Source organism: Yimella sp. NH-Cas1 (assembly GCF_022359705.1).
Classification (GTDB): domain Bacteria; phylum Actinomycetota; class Actinomycetes; order Actinomycetales; family Dermatophilaceae; genus Yimella; species Yimella lutea.
Genome location: NZ_JAKSGG010000003.1, coordinates 530989 through 550931, shown reverse-complemented (window position 1 = coordinate 550931; position 19943 = coordinate 530989). Strand labels below are relative to the sequence as shown.

Annotated in this window: 21 protein-coding genes; 8 read left to right on the top strand and 13 right to left on the bottom strand. The window is 66.7% G+C overall.

Annotation, left to right across the window (positions count from 1 at the left end; translation table 11 throughout):
- The first annotated feature begins 14 nt into the window (after positions 1-14).
- The 3 genes from MF407_RS15785 to MF407_RS03035 are packed head-to-tail and all read left to right on the top strand — an operon-like array spanning position 15 to position 3534.
- Positions 15-1379 (top strand): O-antigen ligase family protein, encoded by a 1365-nt coding sequence (locus MF407_RS15785; protein ID WP_129625917.1) that lies wholly within the window; start codon positions 15-17, stop codon positions 1377-1379.
- Positions 1376-2398 (top strand): glycosyltransferase family 4 protein, encoded by a 1023-nt coding sequence (locus MF407_RS03040; RefSeq protein WP_168990246.1) that lies wholly within the window; start codon positions 1376-1378, stop codon positions 2396-2398. The genes MF407_RS15785 and MF407_RS03040 overlap by 4 nt, the downstream gene beginning before the upstream one ends.
- Positions 2395-3534 carry a glycosyltransferase gene (locus MF407_RS03035; RefSeq protein ID WP_129625918.1) on the top strand — a complete coding sequence of 380 codons (1140 nt, stop codon included), beginning with the start codon at positions 2395-2397 and terminating at the stop codon, positions 3532-3534. Before MF407_RS03040 ends, MF407_RS03035 begins: the two co-directional genes overlap by 4 nt.
- 64 nt (positions 3535-3598) lie before the next feature.
- On the opposite strand, the gene MF407_RS15780 is transcribed toward MF407_RS03035, so the two are convergent.
- Both MF407_RS15780 and MF407_RS03025 read right to left on the bottom strand, forming a co-directional pair.
- Positions 3599-3862 carry a PqqD family protein gene (locus MF407_RS15780; RefSeq protein ID WP_168990247.1) on the bottom strand — a complete coding sequence of 88 codons (264 nt, stop codon included), beginning with the start codon at positions 3860-3862 and terminating at the stop codon, positions 3599-3601.
- Positions 3855-4733: a nucleotidyltransferase family protein gene (locus MF407_RS03025; RefSeq protein ID WP_129625920.1), complete on the bottom strand. Its 879-nt coding sequence runs from the start codon at positions 4731-4733 to the stop codon at positions 3855-3857. The genes MF407_RS15780 and MF407_RS03025 overlap by 8 nt, the downstream gene beginning before the upstream one ends.
- A gap of 179 nt (positions 4734-4912) precedes the next feature.
- Between MF407_RS03025 and MF407_RS03020 the strand changes: the two genes are divergently transcribed.
- Positions 4913-5425 (top strand): hypothetical protein, encoded by a 513-nt coding sequence (locus tag MF407_RS03020; RefSeq protein WP_129625921.1) that lies wholly within the window; start codon positions 4913-4915, stop codon positions 5423-5425.
- An 83-nt stretch (positions 5426-5508) separates the two neighbouring features.
- On the opposite strand, the gene MF407_RS03015 is transcribed toward MF407_RS03020, so the two are convergent.
- The 3 genes from MF407_RS03015 to MF407_RS03005 all read right to left on the bottom strand — a co-directional run bounded on the left by MF407_RS03015 (position 5509) and on the right by MF407_RS03005 (position 8919).
- Positions 5509-6732 (bottom strand): NADP-dependent isocitrate dehydrogenase, encoded by a 1224-nt coding sequence (locus MF407_RS03015; protein ID WP_239701238.1) that lies wholly within the window; start codon positions 6730-6732, stop codon positions 5509-5511.
- Between the two features lie 165 nt (positions 6733-6897).
- The gene (locus tag MF407_RS03010; protein WP_129625923.1) at positions 6898-7437 is read right to left on the bottom strand and encodes a hypothetical protein; all 540 of its coding nucleotides are present in this window, start codon (positions 7435-7437) and stop codon (positions 6898-6900) included.
- Positions 7438-7740: 303 nt separating this feature from the next.
- Positions 7741-8919, bottom strand: a complete 1179-nt coding sequence (locus MF407_RS03005) for a hypothetical protein (RefSeq protein WP_129625924.1) — start codon at positions 8917-8919, stop codon at positions 7741-7743.
- A 157-nt stretch (positions 8920-9076) separates the two neighbouring features.
- On the opposite strand from MF407_RS03005, the gene MF407_RS03000 reads away from it, so the two are divergent.
- Entirely contained in the window at positions 9077-10057 is a 981-nt protein-coding gene (locus MF407_RS03000; RefSeq protein WP_129625925.1) for a malate dehydrogenase, read from the top strand.
- Between the two features lie 211 nt (positions 10058-10268).
- On the opposite strand, the gene MF407_RS02995 is transcribed toward MF407_RS03000, so the two are convergent.
- The 4 genes from MF407_RS02995 to purH all read right to left on the bottom strand — a co-directional run bounded on the left by MF407_RS02995 (position 10269) and on the right by purH (position 14203).
- Positions 10269-10529, bottom strand: a complete 261-nt coding sequence (locus tag MF407_RS02995) for a DUF3017 domain-containing protein (protein WP_239701237.1) — start codon at positions 10527-10529, stop codon at positions 10269-10271.
- Entirely contained in the window at positions 10526-11371 is an 846-nt protein-coding gene (locus MF407_RS02990) for a bifunctional methylenetetrahydrofolate dehydrogenase/methenyltetrahydrofolate cyclohydrolase (RefSeq protein ID WP_129625926.1), read from the bottom strand. The genes MF407_RS02995 and MF407_RS02990 overlap by 4 nt, the downstream gene beginning before the upstream one ends.
- Positions 11372-11491: 120 nt before the next feature.
- A complete protein-coding gene (locus tag MF407_RS02985; RefSeq protein ID WP_239701236.1) occupies positions 11492-12451 on the bottom strand; it encodes a DMT family transporter in 960 nt (319 codons plus the stop codon).
- A 150-nt stretch (positions 12452-12601) separates the two neighbouring features.
- Positions 12602-14203, bottom strand: coding sequence for a bifunctional phosphoribosylaminoimidazolecarboxamide formyltransferase/IMP cyclohydrolase (purH, locus tag MF407_RS02980; protein ID WP_239701235.1), 1602 nt, complete (start codon positions 14201-14203; stop codon positions 12602-12604).
- Between the two features lie 148 nt (positions 14204-14351).
- On the opposite strand from purH, the gene purN reads away from it, so the two are divergent.
- From purN to MF407_RS02965, 3 genes are all read left to right on the top strand, one after another.
- On the top strand, positions 14352-14978 hold the full coding sequence (gene purN, locus MF407_RS02975; RefSeq protein WP_239701234.1) for a phosphoribosylglycinamide formyltransferase: 627 nt from the start codon (positions 14352-14354) through the stop codon (positions 14976-14978).
- Between the two features lie 90 nt (positions 14979-15068).
- Entirely contained in the window at positions 15069-15338 is a 270-nt protein-coding gene (locus tag MF407_RS02970; protein WP_129625929.1) for a hypothetical protein, read from the top strand.
- The gene (locus MF407_RS02965) at positions 15335-15997 is read left to right on the top strand and encodes a hypothetical protein (RefSeq protein ID WP_239701232.1); all 663 of its coding nucleotides are present in this window, start codon (positions 15335-15337) and stop codon (positions 15995-15997) included. The genes MF407_RS02970 and MF407_RS02965 overlap by 4 nt, the downstream gene beginning before the upstream one ends.
- A 12-nt stretch (positions 15998-16009) precedes the next feature.
- Here MF407_RS02965 and MF407_RS02960 read toward each other — a convergent pair whose 3' ends face one another.
- From MF407_RS02960 to MF407_RS02945, 4 genes are all read right to left on the bottom strand, one after another.
- Complete coding sequence (locus MF407_RS02960) at positions 16010-17236, bottom strand: DUF6350 family protein (RefSeq protein WP_239701230.1); 1227 nt, start codon at positions 17234-17236, stop codon at positions 16010-16012.
- Positions 17237-17338: 102 nt separating this feature from the next.
- Positions 17339-18229, bottom strand: a complete 891-nt coding sequence (gene sucD, locus MF407_RS02955; protein ID WP_239701228.1) for a succinate--CoA ligase subunit alpha — start codon at positions 18227-18229, stop codon at positions 17339-17341.
- Positions 18230-18245: 16 nt separating this feature from the next.
- A complete protein-coding gene (gene sucC, locus MF407_RS02950; RefSeq protein WP_239701226.1) occupies positions 18246-19427 on the bottom strand; it encodes an ADP-forming succinate--CoA ligase subunit beta in 1182 nt (393 codons plus the stop codon).
- 49 nt (positions 19428-19476) lie between these two features.
- Positions 19477-19941, bottom strand: a complete 465-nt coding sequence (locus tag MF407_RS02945) for a cobalamin B12-binding domain-containing protein (RefSeq protein WP_129625934.1) — start codon at positions 19939-19941, stop codon at positions 19477-19479.
- Positions 19942-19943: the final 2 nt, after the last annotated feature.

The window sequence follows — 19943 nt, the reverse complement described above, 5'->3', positions numbered from 1 at the left end:
CAGGAGGGGGACGCGTGGCCGCACACAGCACCGTGCGACGGCTGCTGCATTGGGGCGGCGTCGCGTTGGTGGCAGTCGTCGCCCTGGCACTACTGCTCGGAGCCGGCCAACAGATTACGCACCGGCCGACCTTGGTGGTGATCGGGGCGGTGATCGTGTTGTTGTTCGCGCTCAGCCTCACCGAGTCGGCGCTGGTGCCGATCGCGTTCCTCCCGCTCTACCTGGTCAGCACGCGCGCAGGCCTCGGTGGCATTGACCTGTCGGTGTCCGACCTCGCCCTCTTCGCCGCCTTCTGGCCGGCGGTGCTCCTCGCGCCCCGTCCGTTCTCCCCCGCCCTCCGCACCCTGCTGTGGCTGTCGGCGACCTACCAGGCGTGCCTACTGTTCACCCTCATCCAGAACCCCTACCGCGCGAACTACTTCGAGTGGGCACATGAGTGGTTGCTGATCAGCGGGGCGTTGGTCATCGGCTGGACCATCGGGAGGCGCGGCTACGCCGGGCTCGGCCTCAGCATCCTGCTCGCGGGCGCGAGCGTGCTCGCGGTGATCACGATCGTCACCGGTCTGCGGCAGTACGCCGGAGGCGACTTCTCTGCGGTGTACGTGACGTCGCCGATGCCGATGCACAAGAACTTCATCGGACCGCTCATGAGCGTCTGCGCCATCGTCGCCTGGCTTCGGCCACCCCAGATGAAGCTCGGTCGGCTAACCCCCGTGGTGCTCGGCCTGCTGCTGGTGGCGCTCGGGATGAGCCAGTCGCGCCAGGCGATCGTCGGTCTCGCTGTTGCCATGGCGGTCGTCGCCGTGCGCCGGGGCGTGAAGCACCCGCGCCGCGTGCTGACGTTCGCGGCAGTTCCTGCCCTCGGCTTCACCACACTCACCGTGCAGGAACAACTCAGCACGACTTCCGATGCCGCGCAGTTCAACTCGGCCAACCAACGAGTCACCTGGTTCGCCGACACGATGGACGTCTGGGCGCACCAACCTCTCGTCGGGGTCGGCCTGCGCTGGTGGTACACCAACCGGTTCACCCACCGCTTCCAACCACCCAATGCATTGCTCGAGGTCGGCTCGTCGGCCGGCCTCGTCGGCGTGCTCGGCTTCGTGATCTGGGCCATCGGCAGCGTCGTAGTCACCTCGCGCGACCGCTCGGTCTATGGAATGATCGCCTTCGGCGTGCTGGTCGATCGCATGGTGCAGGGGCAACTCGACATCTTCTGGGTGGCCGTGACAGCGTCTCTGCCGTTCGTCATCATCGGCATCTGTCTCGGTGGCCGAGCCGCCGAACTCGACCCCACCGGCGCGGGCGCAGACATCCGGACTATGCGCGGCGCCGGTGGCAGCCACCGCGTCGAGGTGGCCGGAGCCAGTCCGCGGTGAGGGTGGTCCACGCGATCCGGTCGGGCAACTTCGCCGGAGTCGAACGCCATGTGCTCAGTTTGGCCATCACCCAGCGGCAGCGCGGTGACGAGGTGACGGTCATCGGTGGCGATGCCTCGCGGATGCAGGCCCCATTGGCCGAGGCCGGCGCACGGTTCACCCCGGCGACGACCACCCTCGACGTCGTCCACGCGTTGGCACGGCTGCGCAGTTGGGGCCCCGACGTGATCAATGCGCACATGACGGCTGCGGAGACGGCGGCAGTGATTGCCGGGCTCGCCCCCGGCGCGGCACCGATCGTCGCCACCCGGCACTTCGCTGCGCATCGTGGCCGCCGGCCGGCGCTCCGACCGATCCTGCGCCTCGGTACACGCCGCTTGGCCGCACAGATCGCGGTGAGCGACTTCGTTGCAGCGCACATCGATGGGCCGTCCACCGTCGTCCACTCCGGCGTGCCGGTGCGACCGCACTCCGACGTGCCACGCGAACGCACCGTGCTGGTCGTGCAGCGGTTGGAGCCGGAGAAGCTCACCGACCTCACGTTGAGCGCGTTCTCGCGCTCGGGCCTTGCCGCCGAAGGCTGGCGGCTGGAGTTGGTGGGCGACGGCGCCTTGCGTAACGACCTGCAGGACAACGCTGTTCGGCTCGGTATCGCCGGAGCCACAACCTTCCTCGGGCACCGCTCCGACGTGCCCGACCGGATGGATGCGGCCTCGATCCTCGTAGCGCCCACCGCCTCCGAGGCGCTGGGCCTGACCGTCCTGGAAGCGATGGCCGGTGGCCTGCCGGTGGTCGCATCGGCGTCCGGCGGCCACCTGGAGACCGTCGGATCCGCCTCGGATGCAGCGATGTTCCCGGCGGGTGACGTCGACGCTGCCGCCCAGCTGCTGCGCGAGCTCGCCGCCGCCGAGAGTCGACGCGTTGCCTACGGCGCGGCCCTCCGCGCGATCCAACGCGAGCGATTCACCCTCGAAGCCCAGGCCGAGGCCACCGACGCCGTCTACCGGAGCGTGCTGTGACCGCACACGACCTCGTGGTGATCTCGTTGGAGGCCTGGGACGAGGTCTGGCGCCGCAACCAACATCTCGTGCACCGACTGCTGCTCACCGACCCCGCGCTGCGCGTGCTCTGGGTCGAGCCGAGCGTCGACCCGCTCCACGCCGCTCGCTCGGGTCGACGTGCACGACCTGGGCGTGGCCTGCGTCCCGGCCCGAGCCTGCCGGGCGAGAACGGCACCAGAATCCTCCTGCTCGAGCCCACCAAGCTCCTCCCCCGCAAAATCGATCGCGGACAGGATCTGCGGTGGGCCCGCCACATCGCGCAGACGGCGAGGCGCATCGGTTTCGAACGTCCCCTGCTGTGGGTGAACGACCCACGGGGCGCAGACGTGCTCGACGCGACGGGTTGGCCGGCGATCTACGACATCACCGATGACTGGCTGCAAGCGGATCGCACCGCTGCGGAGTTGGCGCGATTGCATCAGCACGAGTCACTGCTGCTCGACCGGTGCGCGCAGATCGTCGTGTGCTCGCCCGCGCTCGAACGCACCAAGCAACGCGCCGGTCGCACCACCCTCATCCCGAACGCCGTTGATCCGGAGACCTACCGCCGACCCGCACCGCGCCCACATGATCTCCCGGTCGGCGCCAACGCCGTATACGTCGGGACGCTGCACACCGACCGCATCGATGTGTCCCTGGCCATCAGGACAGCAGAGCGTCTCGCCGGCCGTGCGACGCTCACCCTCGTGGGACCGAACCTTGTTACGCCCGACGACCGCACCCGCCTCGAGAGGGCAGGAGTGGTGCTCCTAGGGCAAAAACCGGTGATGGATGTGCCCGCCTATCTCCAGCACGCTGACGTGCTCGTCGTGCCACACCTGGTCAACGCATTTACCGACAGTCTCGACCCGATCAAGGTCTACGAATACGCGGCGGTCGGTCGACCGGTGGTGAGCACAAACGTCGCCGGCTTCCGGGATGCGCGTGACGATCGCGTGACGATCGCCGACGGCGAAGCATTCGCAGATGCTGTTGCCGAAGCGGTGCCCGCCCAGTGGCGGTTCCCCGATCGGGCCGACCGGCCGGTGCCGTCGTGGGACGACCGAGCACGCCAGATGGCGAGTGTTATCTCCGCCGCCACGGGCTGGGCGTAAGGGCGGAGACGATGGAGCCGGTCAGAAACGGTCACTGCCCTCGCGTTCAGGCTCCAGCGCGACATCACCGCTCTCGCAGGATCCCCACTGCAAGCAGTTCCACGACGAATCGGTCGACCTCAGGCGCGAGTTCACTCGGTGGCATGTCGTAGTGAGCCGCCAGGTCGCGGATCAGACCTTCGCGCGACGTCCCTGCCTGACATGCCCCCCAAATCGCCGCCGCAGTCTCGTTCATCACCATCAACGGGCCGTCCGGCAGCTTCGCAACGTAAAAAGTGTCGTCGGTGCATACCCAGCCGACACGTTCACCAATCACAAGGTCAGCCACGTCGTGACCGCCCGCGCCACCATGTCCAACTCTCCTGCCCTGCTTTCGATGCGCGCCGGATCGTCTCCGCAACAATCTCCGACCGTGTCGGCTGCCGTCCCAACCGATGAGACAAATCATCGAAATTGACGCGCGGCGCACGTGCGATGATCCGAATCCGCTGCCGCCACGAGTGCGCTGCACGGTACCGTCCCAACCATTCGGCAGTGCGGCTCCCGTCCTGCGTCACCGCGCTCCAGAGGGTGTAGTCAGGCTCCCTGCTGAAATCAGCGAGATGTCCCGTCGCTGCCGCGAAGGCCACCTGAGCCTGAAGTTGCCCAACACAGCGCTCGATCACCGCGGGATCGATGCCCGGCTCTACGATCCAGCGCTGGACGGGGTCGCCGACGCCCGACCTGGCGGCATTCAGGATCAGAATCGTGGCCTGCATCGGCAAGGATGGAACAGAACCGGTCGCCCCCGCGAGCTGGCGGGGTTGTCGTTCCTTCCACAGCAGCTCGAACGCTTCGTCGGCGGGGAGGTTGATGCCGGGAAACCAGCGATGTAGATCGAAGTAACCCCACAAGTCGTGCAAGTACGTCTGTGCATGCTCGAACGGCGACCCATTCGCGAAGGTGCTGTGGATCCGCCAGCCACGGGCACGTAGCGCCGTGTCGAGCCGGCTGACGTGGGCCGGGCGGACCAACGCATCGACGTCTGAGCCAGGTGCTTGTCTCGGGCTGAGGCGAGAATCGACAGCCTCGCCTTTGATGTGCAGCAAGTGAGCGCCGGCATCATCTGCGATGAGCTGCACCGCCGCTCTGCCGAGGACCACACGGACGCCGGAAGGCGCCTCCACCCGCTGCACACCGGTCCCACTCTGCATCGTCATCGGATGCAGCCTAACCCCGGTGGACAGCGACGCGTCTGGTCTCCGTTCTGCCCACTTCGTGCTGTTCCGTTGCCTAGTCCCTACCAGGGGTCTACTATCGGGCTCGGATAGTCGAAGTCCCCGGGGGGGTCCACCGATCCGACTCGGGACGACCAACGTCGACTCTGAAGGTGGGAATCATGAGTAGAAGCAAGACCGACGGCACCGTCACTCGGCGCAATGTAGCGAAAGGCGCAGCGTGGGCAGTGCCCGCCGTCGCGCTCGTGTCAGCTGCGCCCAATGCCGCCGCGTCGGTGCCGTGTGTGCCGACCTTCAGTTTCGGTGGCAACAGTTGTAAGTGCCCTGGGCAGTCGACCGACCAGTCGTGGGGGTATTACCTGCAGATCTGCGCGACCGTGAACGGGTGTACTGGTCCGGGCGGCGCGACCAAACTTTATATCTGGGACGTGACGAACAACGCTAAGAAGAAGCTGATACCGAGTGGGGCCAGTTTCCCGCTGGTTCTCGACATCGGAACCGGCAGTGCCTGCAGTACTGGATACCTCCTCTTCAACAGTGAGAGCAGCGCATCGAAGATCCGCTTTCAGTACAGCTTCGCTGCCAACGGAAGCGGCGCTCAATGGAGCAGCGACATCGATGCTCCGCCCAACTGCGGAACTAACGCCAGCGGCGGCTGCCTGCCGCCACGTTAGGTGAGTCGGCGCAGCGAGAGACGCGCCACAGCAGGTAAGCGGCCCCACCGACAGGTCGGGGCCGCTTACCTGTGTCAGCGAAATCAGGCGGCGCTCATCGCCTTCTGCAGGTTTTCGTCGATCGCGGCGAGGAACTCCTCGGTGGTGAGGAACGCCTGGTCCTTTCCGACGAGCAGCGCGAGGTCCTTGGTCATCTTGCCTTCCTCGACCGTCTCGACGCAGACGCGCTCAAGCGTCTCGGCGAATTTGGTGACCTCCGGGGTCTCGTCGAGTTCCCCGCGCTTGGCGATGCCACGCGTCCAGGCGAAAATCGACGCGATCGGGTTGGTCGAGGTCGCCTTTCCCTGCTGGTGCTGACGGTAGTGGCGGGTGACCGTGCCGTGCGCGGCCTCGGCTTCCACCGTCTTGCCGTCAGGGGTCATGAGCACCGAGGTCATCAGGCCGAGCGAGCCGAAGCCCTGGGCCACGATGTCGGACTGCACGTCGCCGTCGTAGTTCTTGCACGCCCAGACGTAACCGCCCTCCCACTTCAGCGCTGCGGCGACCATGTCATCGATCAAGCGGTGCTCGTAGGTGAGGCCGAGCTCGTCGAACTTCTCCTTGAACTCGGTGTCGAAGATGCGCTGGAAGATGTCCTTGAACGCGCCGTCGTACGCCTTGAGGATGGTGTTCTTGGTCGACAGGTAGACCGGCACCTCGCGCTGCAGGCCGTAGTTGAACGACGCGCGGGCGAAGTCCTCGATGGACCTGTTGTAGTTGTACATACCCATCGCGACGCCGCCGTCCTCACCGAACTCGGCGACCTCGAGCTCCATCGGCTCGCTGCCGTCGGCCGGGGTGTAGGTGATCGTCACCTTGCCCTTGCCGGGCACCTTGAAGTTCTGCGCCTTGTACTGGTCACCGTGCGCGTGACGGCCGATGATGATCGGCTTGGTCCAGCCCGGCACCAGACGCGGGATGTTGCTGATGATGATCGGCTCGCGGAAGATCACGCCGCCGAGGATGTTGCGGATCGTGCCGTTGGGGCTCTTCCACATCTCCTTGAGGCCGAACTCCTCGACGCGGGCCTCGTCCGGGGTGATCGTCGCGCACTTGACGCCGACGCCGTACTGCTTGATCGCGTTGGCTGCGTCGACGGTGATCTGGTCGTCGGTCGCGTCGCGCGACTCCATACCCAGGTCGTAGTACTTCAGATCGATGTCGAGGTACGGGTGGATCAGGCGGTCCTTGATGAAGGCCCAGATGATGCGCGTCATCTCGTCACCGTCGAGTTCGACGATGGGGTTCTTGACCTTGATCTTCTCCATGCGGTTGCTGGCTCCTGAATCGGTGGGGGTACGGCGTTGTTCGCTCGCAACAGGCTATCCCCGACCGGCAGCTAGCGAACAACCCGGCCGCTACCGGCCGGTCAGGTACGCAACGACAACGGCACTCCAAGCGCCTTGGAGTGCCGTTGTCGTTGTACACGTCGGTTAGGAGGCAGCGACGCTGACGGCAGTGTCTGCCGTGCTCACGCCGTCGCTGCCCGACGCACTCCGCGCCTGCGGCGCGCGGTTGCCGGTGTAAGGACCCAGCGTTCCATTGCGTCGCTCGAAGGTCAGGTCCACAGCAGGCTGCGACCCAACGCCATCCTGGTCGATCGTGATTGACCGTTGCGTCCAATAGGTGACGTTGTTACAGCGGTCGCTCGGTTGGGTGAAGGTTGCCGTCACGTGGAAACCACCCAGGCGGAGTCTGCCGTCGGCGCTGACACTCGCCGGGTCGATCGAGCACGTGTAGGTAAAAACATAGGGCGTGTACACGAAGCCGTCCGCCTTTATCGTCGGAGTGCCGCGGACCGGGCTGGACCAACACGTCGAGTGCCCGCTGTTCGTTGCCCAGGTAGCGGTCTGGTTGCCGATGATCCAATATGTGAGGACCGCGTTCGAGATCACAGCCGTCGACTGCACGTCGTACAGGTATAGGCCGTAGGGAGCACCATCTGGCCCGTTGCCGCTGAGCGTTGAGTTCACCTCGAGGGTGTAGTTGCAGTTACCTCGAGACGTGGGCGAATTCAGCACCCAGCCATTGATTCCGGGATCCTTCCGGAGTGAGGCCGCTGCGGGGGGCGCGGCGCTTGCGAGCGCCACTACTGGCGCAGCCCAAGCCATCCCCTTGGCCACCGTCCGACGGTTCACACTGTTTTCCGAAGTCATACTTTCCCCACTAGGTCGTGCCCGCTACATCGTGCGCAGTCGCGCACTCCCGAATCGGCCAGGCGGCAGGTACGACCCAATTATCACACAACCATGGAGATGCGTCTCGCGGTCGACGAACTAACGGGCACTCTCCACACCCACGGGTGGTGCCGCGGTCGTGGTCAAGCCCGCACCCGGATCAGTCGAGGCCGACTCCTGCTCAGTGGTCGAGCTCGACGTCCACTGACGGCTCGAGGTGGGAGTCCATTGCCTGGTCGAGCTCGGTGTCCACTGCTGGGTCGAGCTCGGTGTCGACTGCTGGCTGGTGCTCGGCGCAACGTACGGGTTGGAGGTCGAGCTCGGCTCCGCCGCGGAGTTGCTTGCCGCGGCCTCGGTCGAGCTCGCGGACTCCTGGGTCGAGCTCTGCGTGGTTGTGGACGACTGCTCCGCAACGGGATTGGACATCGGCACGACCCACGCCTTGGTCTGGTCGGCCGCCCAGATGGTGCGACCCCAGATCGCGATGTCGGCCGACTTGACGCCGGTGGTGCCTTCGACGCATCCGCTGGCGGAGCCGTTCGCCTCGTCGGCGAGCGCGGCCACCCGGATGCCGCAGTTCTGGCTGCTGGCGACGTAGACCCGGTAGCCCTGCCCCGAGCCAGCGGTCGAGATGCCGGTGGAGTTCTTCACCCTGCCGACCGTCGACCAGGTGGCACCGGCGTCGGTGGTGCGGCGCACCACGCCGCCGTCGCACAACACGTTCGCGCGGTCGTTCGAGTCGGTCGCCAGGTCGTGGATACGCCCGGTGGCGCACGCCTTCGCGGTCGCCTTGCCCTCGCGCAGCAGAGTCGTCATCGCCGTGGGCTCGACGGCCCAGGCCGAAGCAGTCTTGGTGACCCTCGCCTCACGCTCGGTGAGTTCGACCGTCGCCGGCTTGCAGGAGGCGTCCAGCCCGGTCAGCACGGGGTTGCCCGCTTCGTTGATGGCGGCCGACGAGACAGAGCGCAGGGGCACCCGAGGGCCGTTCGCCCAGTTCGCCCCGGCGTTCTGGCTACGAGTGATCACCACCGAGCCCTCGCAGTTCGAACCGGTCACCACTCGCCACGCGGACTCTGCGCTCATGGGCACCACGATGACCCGATCGGCTTGCGCCGCCAGCGCTTTCGAACTCGTCGTCGACGAGGTCACCGACGTGGACGTCGACGGCGACGGGTCCTCGCTCGCCGTCCGCTCCCCCGGACGCATCGCCCAGGCGACGAGTGCGACGTCGAGGATCAGCAGCAGCCCGAGGGCGAACGGCCACAGGCTTCGGCGCACGGGAGGTCCCTTCGATCAGGTGGAATTCCTCGGACAGTATGCCGCCTTCGCCGCACTGGTCACACAATTCCCATATCTCATGGCTGCCGGGGCGTCACGCACCGACCGCTGATACTTTCGACCCGTACCCACCCGTAGACGTCCTGAGGGGATTTACGTGAGCACCCAGCCTGTCAAGGTAGCCGTCACCGGCGCCGCCGGCCAGATCGGTTACAGCCTTCTTTTCCGCATCGCCAGCGGAGCCCTGCTCGGCCCGGACACCCCGGTCCAGTTGCAGTTGCTCGAAGTCACCCCTGCGCTGAAGGCGCTCGAGGGCGTCGTCATGGAACTGGACGACTGCGCGTTCCCGCTGCTGCACTCCGTCGAGATCGGCGACGACGCCGAGAAGATGTTCGACGGCGCCAACGCGGCCCTGCTGGTCGGCGCCATGCCGCGCAAGGAGGGTATGGACCGCTCCGACCTGCTGTCGGCCAACGGCAAGATCTTCACCGGCCAGGGCGCCGCGCTGAACAAGGTCGCCGCCGACGACGTCAAGATCCTGGTCACCGGTAATCCGGCGAACACCAACGCGCTCATCGCCAAGGAGAACGCCCCCGACATCCCGGCCGAGCGGTTCAACGCGCTCACCCGTCTCGACCACAACCGTGCGAAGGCGATGCTCGCCAAAAAGCTCGAGGTTGCGGTCGACGAGATCAAGGACCTCGCGATCTGGGGCAACCACGACGACTCGATGTACCCGGACCTTTACAACACCAAGGTCGGCGGCAAGGTCGCGGCCGACCTGGTCGACGAGGCCTGGATCAAGGACGAGTACATCCCGACCGTCGCCACCCGCGGTGGCGCGATCATCAAGGCGCGCGGTGCATCGTCCGCCGCATCGGCCGCCTCTGCGACCATCGACCACATGCGCGACTGGATGCTCGGCACCGACCAGATCGTCTCGATGTCCGTCCCGACCGACGGTTCGTACGACGTGCCGGAAGGCATCATCTCCTCCTTCCCGTGCCGCGTGAAGAACGGCGAGTACGAGATCGTCCAGGGTCTGGAGCTGAACGACTTCAGCAAGGAGCGCATCATGGCGTCCGCCAAGCGCTTGCAGGACGAGCGCGCCGCGGTGGAGAAGCTCGGCCTCATCTGAGTCTCACTCGCGCGCGAGCCCCACGACCACTCGGTCGTGGGGCATCGTCGTCCCACCCCGAGGGAGGGCAGTACGTAAAGACCCGGTAAGTAGCCCGTCGCCGAAGGCCGCGCAGCAGAAGATCCGGTCTTCGTACAGCCGTAGCAGTACGCACTGGCGCGGGGCTCCCGGACCGGTGCAGGTTCCGGGGCCCTTCGCCGTGCCGGAAGAATCAGAGCCGGACGAGTGAGAACACCGTCGCGAGTGCGACGGCGAGCAGTCCGTACATCAGGACATCGGTGCCTCGGCGACGCACGACGATGCCGCCCGCGAACCGCTCCGGCAACGCCAGGCGCAGCAGAGCTCCCCCGGCCGCGGTGGCCGCCAGCAGATAACCGCCCGTGCGCACGTCGCCGAGCACCAGGACGGCGATGGAGAACACGGCGCCGGCGGCCAGCAGAGACCAGGCCGGACCGAGCGGCGGACGCCTCACGCCACCTTCTGTTCGGCTATCGTGACCAGATTGCTCAGCAACATCGCGCGGGTCATCGGGCCGACCCCGCCCGGGTTGGGGGTGATCCACCCGGCGACCTCGGCGACGTCCTTCGCCACGTCGCCGGCGATCTTGCCGTCGCGGCGGCTCACGCCGACGTCCATGACGGCTGCACCTGGCTTGACCATGTCCTTGGTGATGAGGTCGGGCACTCCGGCCGCGGCGATGACGATGTCGGCTTCGCGGACGTGGTCCGCAAGGGCACGAGTTCCGGTGTGGCACAACGTGGTTGTCGCGTTCTCCGATCGGCGGGTCAGCAGCAGGCCAAGCGGGCGGCCCACGGTCAGCCCGCGCCCGACCACGACGACGTTCGCTCCGTCGATCGGCACCTGGTAGCGCCGCAGGAGTTCGATCGCACCGAGCGGAGTGCAGGGCAGCGGGCCGTCCTTGCCGAGCACCAGCTTGCCGAGGTTCACCGGGTGCAGACCGTCGATGTCCTTCTCAGGGGAAACCCTTGACAACAGGGCGAATTCGTCGAGACCGGTGGGCTGCTGGACGAGGAACCCGGCGCACGCGTCGTCCGCGTTGAGTTCGTCGATGACCGCTTCCACCTCGGCCTGCGTGGCCGACGCGGGAAGGTCATGGCGCAACCCGCGGATGCCGATCGATTCGCAGTCCTTGTGCTTGGCACCCACGTACCAGTGCGACGCGGGGTCGTCCCCGACGAGGACTGTGCCGAGACCGGGAGTCACACCTTTCTCGGCGAGAACGGCGACGCGGGTGCGCAGTTCGTCCTTGATCGCTCGCAAAGTTGCCTTGCCGTCCATCACGATTGCGGTCACGGTCACCCATCCTGCCAGGTGGCACGGTTCGAGGTTCGCCGACTACTGACAATCGGAGGTCGCCGTGGTGGGCGAGGCGCCCGCCTGCCGGAAGAAGCTCTCGTGCAGGTGCAACAGCCTTCAGCGATTGCGGGCAAGACCTGCCCCCACGGCCGCGACCAGTGTGATCAGCAGTCCGATCAACAGTTGCGCACCGATGCGGTCTCGGGCCGCAGGATCGATCACATCAAGACCGACGGCCGTCAACAGCTGACCGGCGACGGCGAGCAGGCCGAAGATCAACACGCCGGTGATCCGTACCGCCCACGACGTGATCGCGATGAAAACGATCCCGATCAGTCCGCCGGTCAGTGCCCAGGGCGGCACGTCGCTCGACAGCGCCCAATCGTGTGTCCCGGACGTCAGCAGCACGACGAGGCTCACGACGAGCAGCGTGACGGTGCCGACGAAGAAGTTCTGCCAGGTGGTCGCCATCGGACTCTTGTTCGCGACCGACACGCGTCCGTTGACCGCCTGCTGGACCGCCATACCGGCTCCCACCAGGAACGCAGCGACCGCGGGCAACAGCGAGAACTCCCCCGCCCCTGCGGTGGTCGAAGCGACCACGACTCCCACGACAGCCACGATCGCGGCGAGCAACCGGACACCGGTCACCGCATGCACTCCCGCCGGTCCGAGTCCGAGCCGGTCGACGAGCAGTCCGTTCAGGGTCTGCCCGCCGACAACGGCCACGCTGAAGATTGCGACACCGACGATCGGCACCGACCACGCCTGCACGGCCACCAACAGCCCGCCGAAGAACCCACCGATGCACTGCCACCACTTCAGCCGGCCGGCTCGCAGCGCCTCGATGATCCGCAGGAAGCCTCGCCGCACCGACGCAATCGCCAGCACAGCGATGGTCAACACGACGAGTCCGGAGCCGAAGCTCCACAACGCCGCCATCAGCGGGCGTCCGCTGTGTTCGCTGACGACGCCGTTCAAGCGTGACTGGACAGCGAGCATCGCGCCGGAGGAGAACGCGCCGGCGAGCGCCAGGAACTGGACGCGCGGAGAATGGACTTCAGTATTGGTGGACATCGAGATCCATTGTGTTCCGATACTTCATCGGCATGCGATGCGGGTCAGTAGGCGGACCGTGTCGCACCCGCCGCGGACCCCGCTCGCGAACAGCAGAAGTCGCGGACCCTGCTCGATACGTCCGCGACTTCTGCTCGATGATCGTGAGGCTCAGTGCGCGAAGTGGCGCGTGCCGGTGAAGTACGTCGTTACACCGGCGGCGTTCGCGGCGTCGATCACTTCCTGGTCGCGCATCGAACCACCAGGTGCGACAACGGCTTTCACACCGGCGTCGATCAGCACTTGGAGTCCGTCGGCGAACGGGAAGAACGCGTCGGACGAGGCGACAGCGCCGCGAGCTCGCTCTTCACCCGCGCGGGAGACCGCGAGGTGGGAGGAGTCGACCCGGTTGACCTGGCCCATCCCGACGCCGACGGACGCACCGTCCTTGGCGAGCAGGATCGCGTTCGACTTCACCGCACGCACAGCTCGCCAGGCGAAGCGCAGGTCGGCTAGCGTCGCCTCGTCGGCCGCGTTGCCGGCGACCAGGCGCCAGTTGTCGACCTCGTCGCCCCCGATCACTGTCCCGGACTCGTCCGTGACCTCGGCGTCCAGCGCGTCGCCGTCCTGCAGCAACATGCCGCCGAAGATGTGTCGCATGTCGCCGCCCATGCGTCGGGGCGCGACCTTGAGCAGGCGGATGTTCTTCTTGCCCTGCAGCACCTCCAGCGCCTCGGACTCGAAATCGGGCGCGATGACGACCTCGGTGAAGATGTCCTTGACCGTCTCGGCCATCTCGCGGGTCACCGTCCGGTTCGCTGCGATGACACCGCCGAACGCCGACACCGGGTCGCACGCGTGCGCCTTGCGGTGCGCGTCCGCGATGTCGGAGCCGACGGCGATCCCGCACGGGTTGGCGTGCTTGATGATCGCGACGGTCGGTTCGTCGCCCTGGTCGTACGCGGCCCGGTGCGCGGCGTCGGCGTCGGTGTAGTTGTTGAAACTCATCGGCTTGCCGTGCAGCAGTTCACCCTGCGCCAGGCCGGGGCCGCCGGGCTGGAAACCGTTGTCGTACAACGCTGCCGACTGGTGAGGGTTCTCTCCGTAACGCAGCGTCTGTGACTTGGTCCAGGTGGCACCGATCCACGCCGGGTAGCCGTCGCCGTCGGAGGTGTCGGTGAGCACGTTGCCCATCCAGGACGCCACATGGACGTCATAGGTAGCGGTGTGCACGAAGGCCTCCGCTGCCAGACGCTTGCGCTGCTCGAGCGTGAACCCACCGGCGCGGACCGCCTCCAGCACCGCGTCGTACGACGCCGGATCGGTGACGATCGCGACGCTCGGGTGGTTCTTGGCGGCGGCACGCACCATCGAGGGGCCGCCGATGTCGATCTGCTCGACGCACTCGTCGGGTGAGGCACCGGAGGCGACGGTCTGGGTGAACGGGTACAGGTTGCTGACCACCAGGTCGAACGGCTCGACCCCCAGCTCGCCCAACTGCGTGACGTGCTCGGGCTTGCGCGTGTCCGCCAGGATGCCGGCGTGCACCCGCGGGTGCAGCGTCTTCACGCGTCCGTCGAGGCATTCGGGAAAGCCGGTGAGGTCCTCGACCTTGGTGACCGGCAGACCGAGCTTCTCGATGAGGGCGGCCGAGCCCCCGGTCGAGACGAGTTCCACACCGGCCTCGTGCAGACCGCGGGCCAGATCCTCCAGCCCGGTCTTGTCGTACACGGAGACGAGAGCGCGCTTGATCGCACGTTGATCGACGGACATGACACTCCTGAACAGTCGCTTGCATGCGATGTGGACCCAGGCGATCGATCCACGATCCAGTCACTCCCTGGTGGTCACCCACCTGCGCCAGTCGTGTGCGCCCAGCGTACCGAGGGGGCGTGACGACCCGAGCGGTAACCTCGCCTGCGTGAATTCCCCCGCCCGCGTGGTCGTCCTCCTGTCCGGTTCCGGCTCGCTGCTCCAAGCCCTGCTGGACGCGTCCGCGGACGACTCGTACGGCGTCGAGATCGTGGCCGTGGGTTCCGACCGTCCGGACGTACTCGGACTGGAACGTGCCGAGCGCGCCGGCGTCCCCACCTTCGTCCTGCGCACCAAGGACTTCGAGTCCCGGCAGGCGTGGGACGACGCGCTCGGGGCGAAAGTGGCCGAGTACTCCCCCGACCTGGTCGTGTCCGCGGGCTTCCTGAAGCTCGTGGGGCCGGTGTTCCTGTCGAGATTCGGCGGCCGATACCTCAACAGCCACAACGCGCTGTTGCCGAGCTTCCCCGGAATTCATGGGCCGGCCGACGCCCTTGAGTACGGCGTCAAGGTGACCGGTGCGACGCTCTTCGTCGTGGATGAAGGGACCGACACCGGCGCGATCGTGGCGCAGTGTGTGGTGCCGGTCGAGGACGACGACGATGTTGACACCCTCACCGAGCGGATCAAGCAGGCCGAACGCCCTCAGCTGGTCGAGTACGTCGGGCGCATGGCACGCGAGGGTTTTCGGGTCGAGGGACGTCGCGTGCGCATCGGCAGCACCGACAGCGGCTGAAACCCCCACCGGGCCACAGCGTTTCGTACCCTCGAAGGAACGACGCAATCGCCCCCGACAGCCGGGCGAGACAACGGTTGGAAGGGACACATGATCGATCGCGACGCGGCTCTCGACGCCGATCCACGCGAGTTGCGTGCCCAGGCGGTCGTTCTCGAGCATTCGGAGTCGGTGATTCGCTCGGTCGCCGAGACATTCACCGTCCCGACCGACCAGATCGTCGACGACGAGTTGTCCACGCTGGTCGCGCGAAGTCTTGCGGTCGCCGCCGGGACGGCCGACGGGATCGCCGACGGCATTGCTCAACTCAGCGAGTTCGTCCACGCCCAGGCCGCCACGCACGAAGAGGGCGCCCAGTGACAACTCCACCGACGTTGGACGACCCGGCGCAGATCCGCGCGATCGCGAAGCGGTTCGCCGATCAGACGACTCCGCTGACCCGCCAGCGCGTGAACGTCCTGTCAGCTGCCGCCTCGGTCGTCACCCAGCTACCGGCCGACGAACTCGCGACGTTCGTCCGCTCGAGTGCTCATCTGTCGACCCGATTGCTCGAACTCACCGCGACCCTCGACGCCGCAAGGCGTGCATTGCTGGACTACGCCGAGGCGCTGGAACGTCGTCAGACCATCGGCGAGGAACCCGACTACCTCGACGAGACGATGCCGCGCAGCCTCGACACCGGTTCGTCGCTGGTTCATCCCCGGGCGTTGCCGACTCATTCGATCTCCGAGCATCTCGTCGGGGCCAAGGCGGACGAAGGCACCGTCACCGGTAGGAGCGCGACCGAAGCCGTCGAGCACGAACTGGATTTCCTGCGGACCCGGTGCCTGGAGGTGCTGCGCGAGCAGGCCGACCGTTGGGTGCATACACAACGCGACGGTGACCCTTACGAACTCGCCCGCAGCCTCGTCAGCCGACCGGGCGGTCGCAGGATCCGCCTGGCCGGGCAGATCGAGGTATTCGACAGTGTCGTACCCGTGGAGATCGACGCACCGAAGGTGCCCCGGATCGGCCGCTGACCGGCCTTCACCTCAGCGCAGGCGGCGCCGGTAGTGCACCGCTGCGGCTGCGATCACAGCACCGACCAGCAACTCCCCCGCAACCCAGAGCGCCGAGGTCATGGCCGGCCCGATGAGGTCGAGTTGGCCCGGGTTCATCCCGGCGCGGCTCCACCACAACAGGATCGACACCACCAACGCGCCGAGGCCCGCCGCAGACGATGCCACCTGCAGCTTGCGACCCAGGTGGGTCAGCACGGGCATGGACCACGTGGCGCGCCAACCGATGAAGGCGCCGGCCAGTACCGGGATCAGCAGGGCAAGCCGGAAGACTCCCGGCAAGGCACCGGGTTCGGGCAACGCGCCGAGTACCGGGATGCTCGGCAGCACGGTGGCCGTCGCCGACGAGGTGCTCAACTCACCCATACCGAGCACGACCGGCGCGCCGGTCAGCCAACCGGTCGCGAACAGGATCAGGTTGGGCAGCGCCAGCACTTGCGCGAACCACAGCAACGCGATCCCGCTGCCGTGCACATCGAGCAGCGCCGCGACCTTGCCGACCCGGTCGAGCCGCGTCATCACCAGCACGAACGTCACCATGGCGCCCGCGGTCAACAGGACGCCGACTCCTTCGATCGCCGGACGCAGCGAGCGTCGGACGTTGAGGTGCAGCCGCTCGGCGAGCTTCGCTGCCCACGGTAATTCCACCCCCGTGCCGTCGCGCCGGATCGACCACATCACTGCGGCAAGCGCGATCAGAATCGCTCCGGGCAGGACGCTCCACCACTTCACCGGAGCCGATCCGGACAGCGACACGGCGGTGACGCCCAGACAGGAGATCACGAAGCCGGCAAGAAACGCCAGCGGGGTGCGCTGTTGCTCCTCGCCGGCCGCGTCCGCGTCGTCCAGAGCGCTCTGGACGGGTCGGTAGGCGAACCGGGTGAGCAGCAGAAGCAGGGCGGTCAGCAACATCGGCGCGAAGTGCAGGCCCTCGATCTCGTTGTGCGGTACTGAGATCGAGCCGCGCAGCGTCAGCCCGACCCCGGAGGCGGTGATCGCCAGAGCGTCGGCCCACTGCGTCGAGGTGCGCGGGTCGAACGTCCAGGACGCCAGCACCGGCGCGAACAACAGCAGGGCGAAAGCCACCGGAGCGAGCACGCCGTAACCGAACGCGAGCGCGTACGGCGGCGCGCCGCGTCCGACGGATCGTCCATCCGATTCGGTGCGGGCAGCAGGAGTGACACGGTCGAGCAGGCTCATCGCGAACCATGGTGACGCGGGAGCCCGCGCAGGCCGTTCAGGCGCGCCGTACCCAAAGAATCAGGCCCGGAGACAGTGTCTCCGGGCCCGACAAGAACTCGGTCAGCCGAGGTTCTTCATGATCTCGCGCATGAGGTCGGCAGTCGCGGACGGCGTCTTGCCGACCTTGACGCCGGCGGCCTCGAGGGCCTCCTGCTTCGCCTGGGCGGTGCCGGACGAACCGGACACGATCGCACCGGCGTGGCCCATGGTCTTGCCCTCGGGGGCGGTGAAGCCCGCGACGTAACCGACGACCGGCTTGGAGACGTTGTCCTTGATGTACGCCGCGGCGCGCTCCTCGGCATCGCCACCGATCTCGCCGATCATGACGATCGCGACGGTCTCGGGGTCGGCCTCGAAAGCTTCGAGCGCGTCGATGTGGGTGGTGCCGATGATCGGGTCACCACCGATACCGATCGCGGTGGAGAAGCCGAAGTCCTTCAGCTCGTACATCATCTGGTAGGTCAGGGTGCCGGACTTCGACACCAGACCGATCTTGCCCGGACCGGCAATGTCGGCCGGGATGATGCCGGCGTTCGACTGTCCGGGGCTGATGATGCCGGGGCAGTTGGGACCGATGATGCGGCTGGTGCCCTTGTCCTTGCAGTAGTTGAAGAACTCCGCGGAGTCCTTCACCGCGATGCCCTCGGTGATGACCACGATCAGCGGCATCTCGGCGTCCACGGCTTCGATGACGGCAGCTTTGGCGAACGCCGGCGGCACGAAGACGACCGACACGTTCGCGCCGGTCTCGTCCATGGCTTCCTTCACGGAACCGAAGACCTTGACCTGCTTGCCACCGTCGAAATCGACGGTCTGGCCGGCCTTCTTCGGGTTCACGCCACCGACGATGTTCGTGCCCGAGGCGAGCATGCGCGTGGTGTGCTTCATGCCCTCCGAGCCGGTCATGCCCTGGACGATGACCTTGGAGTCAGCGTTGAGAAAAATCGACACGAGTCTTCAGTCCTGTTCAGTTCGCGGCCAGTTCGGCGGCCTTGCGGGCAGCGCCGTCCATGGTCTCTTCGATGGTGACCAGCGGGTGGTTGAAGTCGGCGAGGATCTTGCGGCCCTCCACGACGTTGTTGCCGTCGAGGCGGACGACCAGCGGCTTGCTGGCTTCGTCGCCGAGGGTCTTCAGTGCGCCGACGATGCCGTTGGCAACTGCGTCACAGGCGGTGATTCCGCCGAAGACGTTGACGAAGACGGACTTGACCTGCTCGTCGTTCAGGATGACGTCGAGGCCGTTGGCCATGACCTCGGCGGAGGCTCCGCCACCGATGTCGAGGAAGTTGGCCGGCTTCGACTTACCGCCGGTGTGCTCCTCACCGGCGTAGGCAACGACGTCCAGGGTCGACATGACCAGGCCGGCGCCGTTGCCGATGATGCCGACGTTGCCGTCGAGCTTGACGTAGTTGAGGTTCATCGCCTTGGCCTTGGCCTCCAGCGGGTCGGCCGCGTCCTTGTCCTCCAGCGCCTCGTGCTCGGGGTGGCGGAAGTCGGCGTTCGCATCGAGTGAGACCTTGCCGTCGAGAGCGACGATCTCGCCGTCCTCGGTCTTCACCAGCGGGTTGACCTCGACGAGCGTTGCATCCTCGCCCGAGTAGACCTCCCACAGCTTCTGCAGGACGGGGACGATCTTCGCGCCGGTCTCGGCGTCGAAGCCGGCCTCGTCGACGATTTCCTTCGCCTTGGCCTCGTCGATGCCGACGTTGGGGTCGACGTTCACCTTGGCCAGAGCTTCCGGGCGCTCCACAGCGAGCTGCTCGATGTCCATGCCGCCCTCCTTGGAGCACATGGCCAGGTAGCTGCGGTTCGCACGGTCGAGCAGGATCGAGAAGTAGTACTCCTCGGCGATCTTCGCGCCCTGGGCGATCATCACGGTGCCGACGGTGTGGCCCTTGATGTCCATGCCGAGGATCTGCTCGGCGTACTGCTCCGCCTCGTCGGCGGTCTTGGCGACCTTCACGCCGCCGGCCTTGCCGCGTCCACCGGTCTTGACCTGGGCCTTGACGACGGTCACACCGCCGGACTTGGCTCCGATCTCCTCGGCAGCTGCCTTGGCCTCAGCCGCAGTCGTGGCGGTCTTGGCGGCCAGGACCGGGACGCCGTGCGCCTCGAACATGTCTCGCGCTTGGTACTCGAAAAGATCCACGCGGAATCCATCCTCTTCTCGGGGTTCAAAGGGATTTCCGCCTCGCACTCTAGCCCTCGGCTGTGACGCCGCCCACGTGGGTCCGAGTCCATTCCACGATGTCCGTGGTGGTTGCGCCGGGAGTGAAAACTGTGGCGACTCCGAGACCTTCCAGGGCCGGGATGTCCTCCTCGGGGATGATGCCGCCACCGAACACCACGATGTCTTCGGCATCCTTGGCCGCGAGCAGCTTCATCACCTCGGCGAACAACGTCATGTGCGCTCCCGAGAGCACCGACATCCCGATGGCGTCGGCGTCCTCCTGGATCGCCGCCTCGACGATCTGCGCGGGCGTCTGGTGCAGGCCGGTGTAGATGACCTCCATGCCGGCGTCACGCAGGGCACGGGCCACAACCTTTGCACCGCGGTCATGTCCGTCGAGCCCGGGCTTGGCCACGACGACACGCAACGGGGAAACAGCCTGATCAGCCGTGGACTCGGGAGAAACTGCTGCGGACGGCGCCGAATCGTTCATGC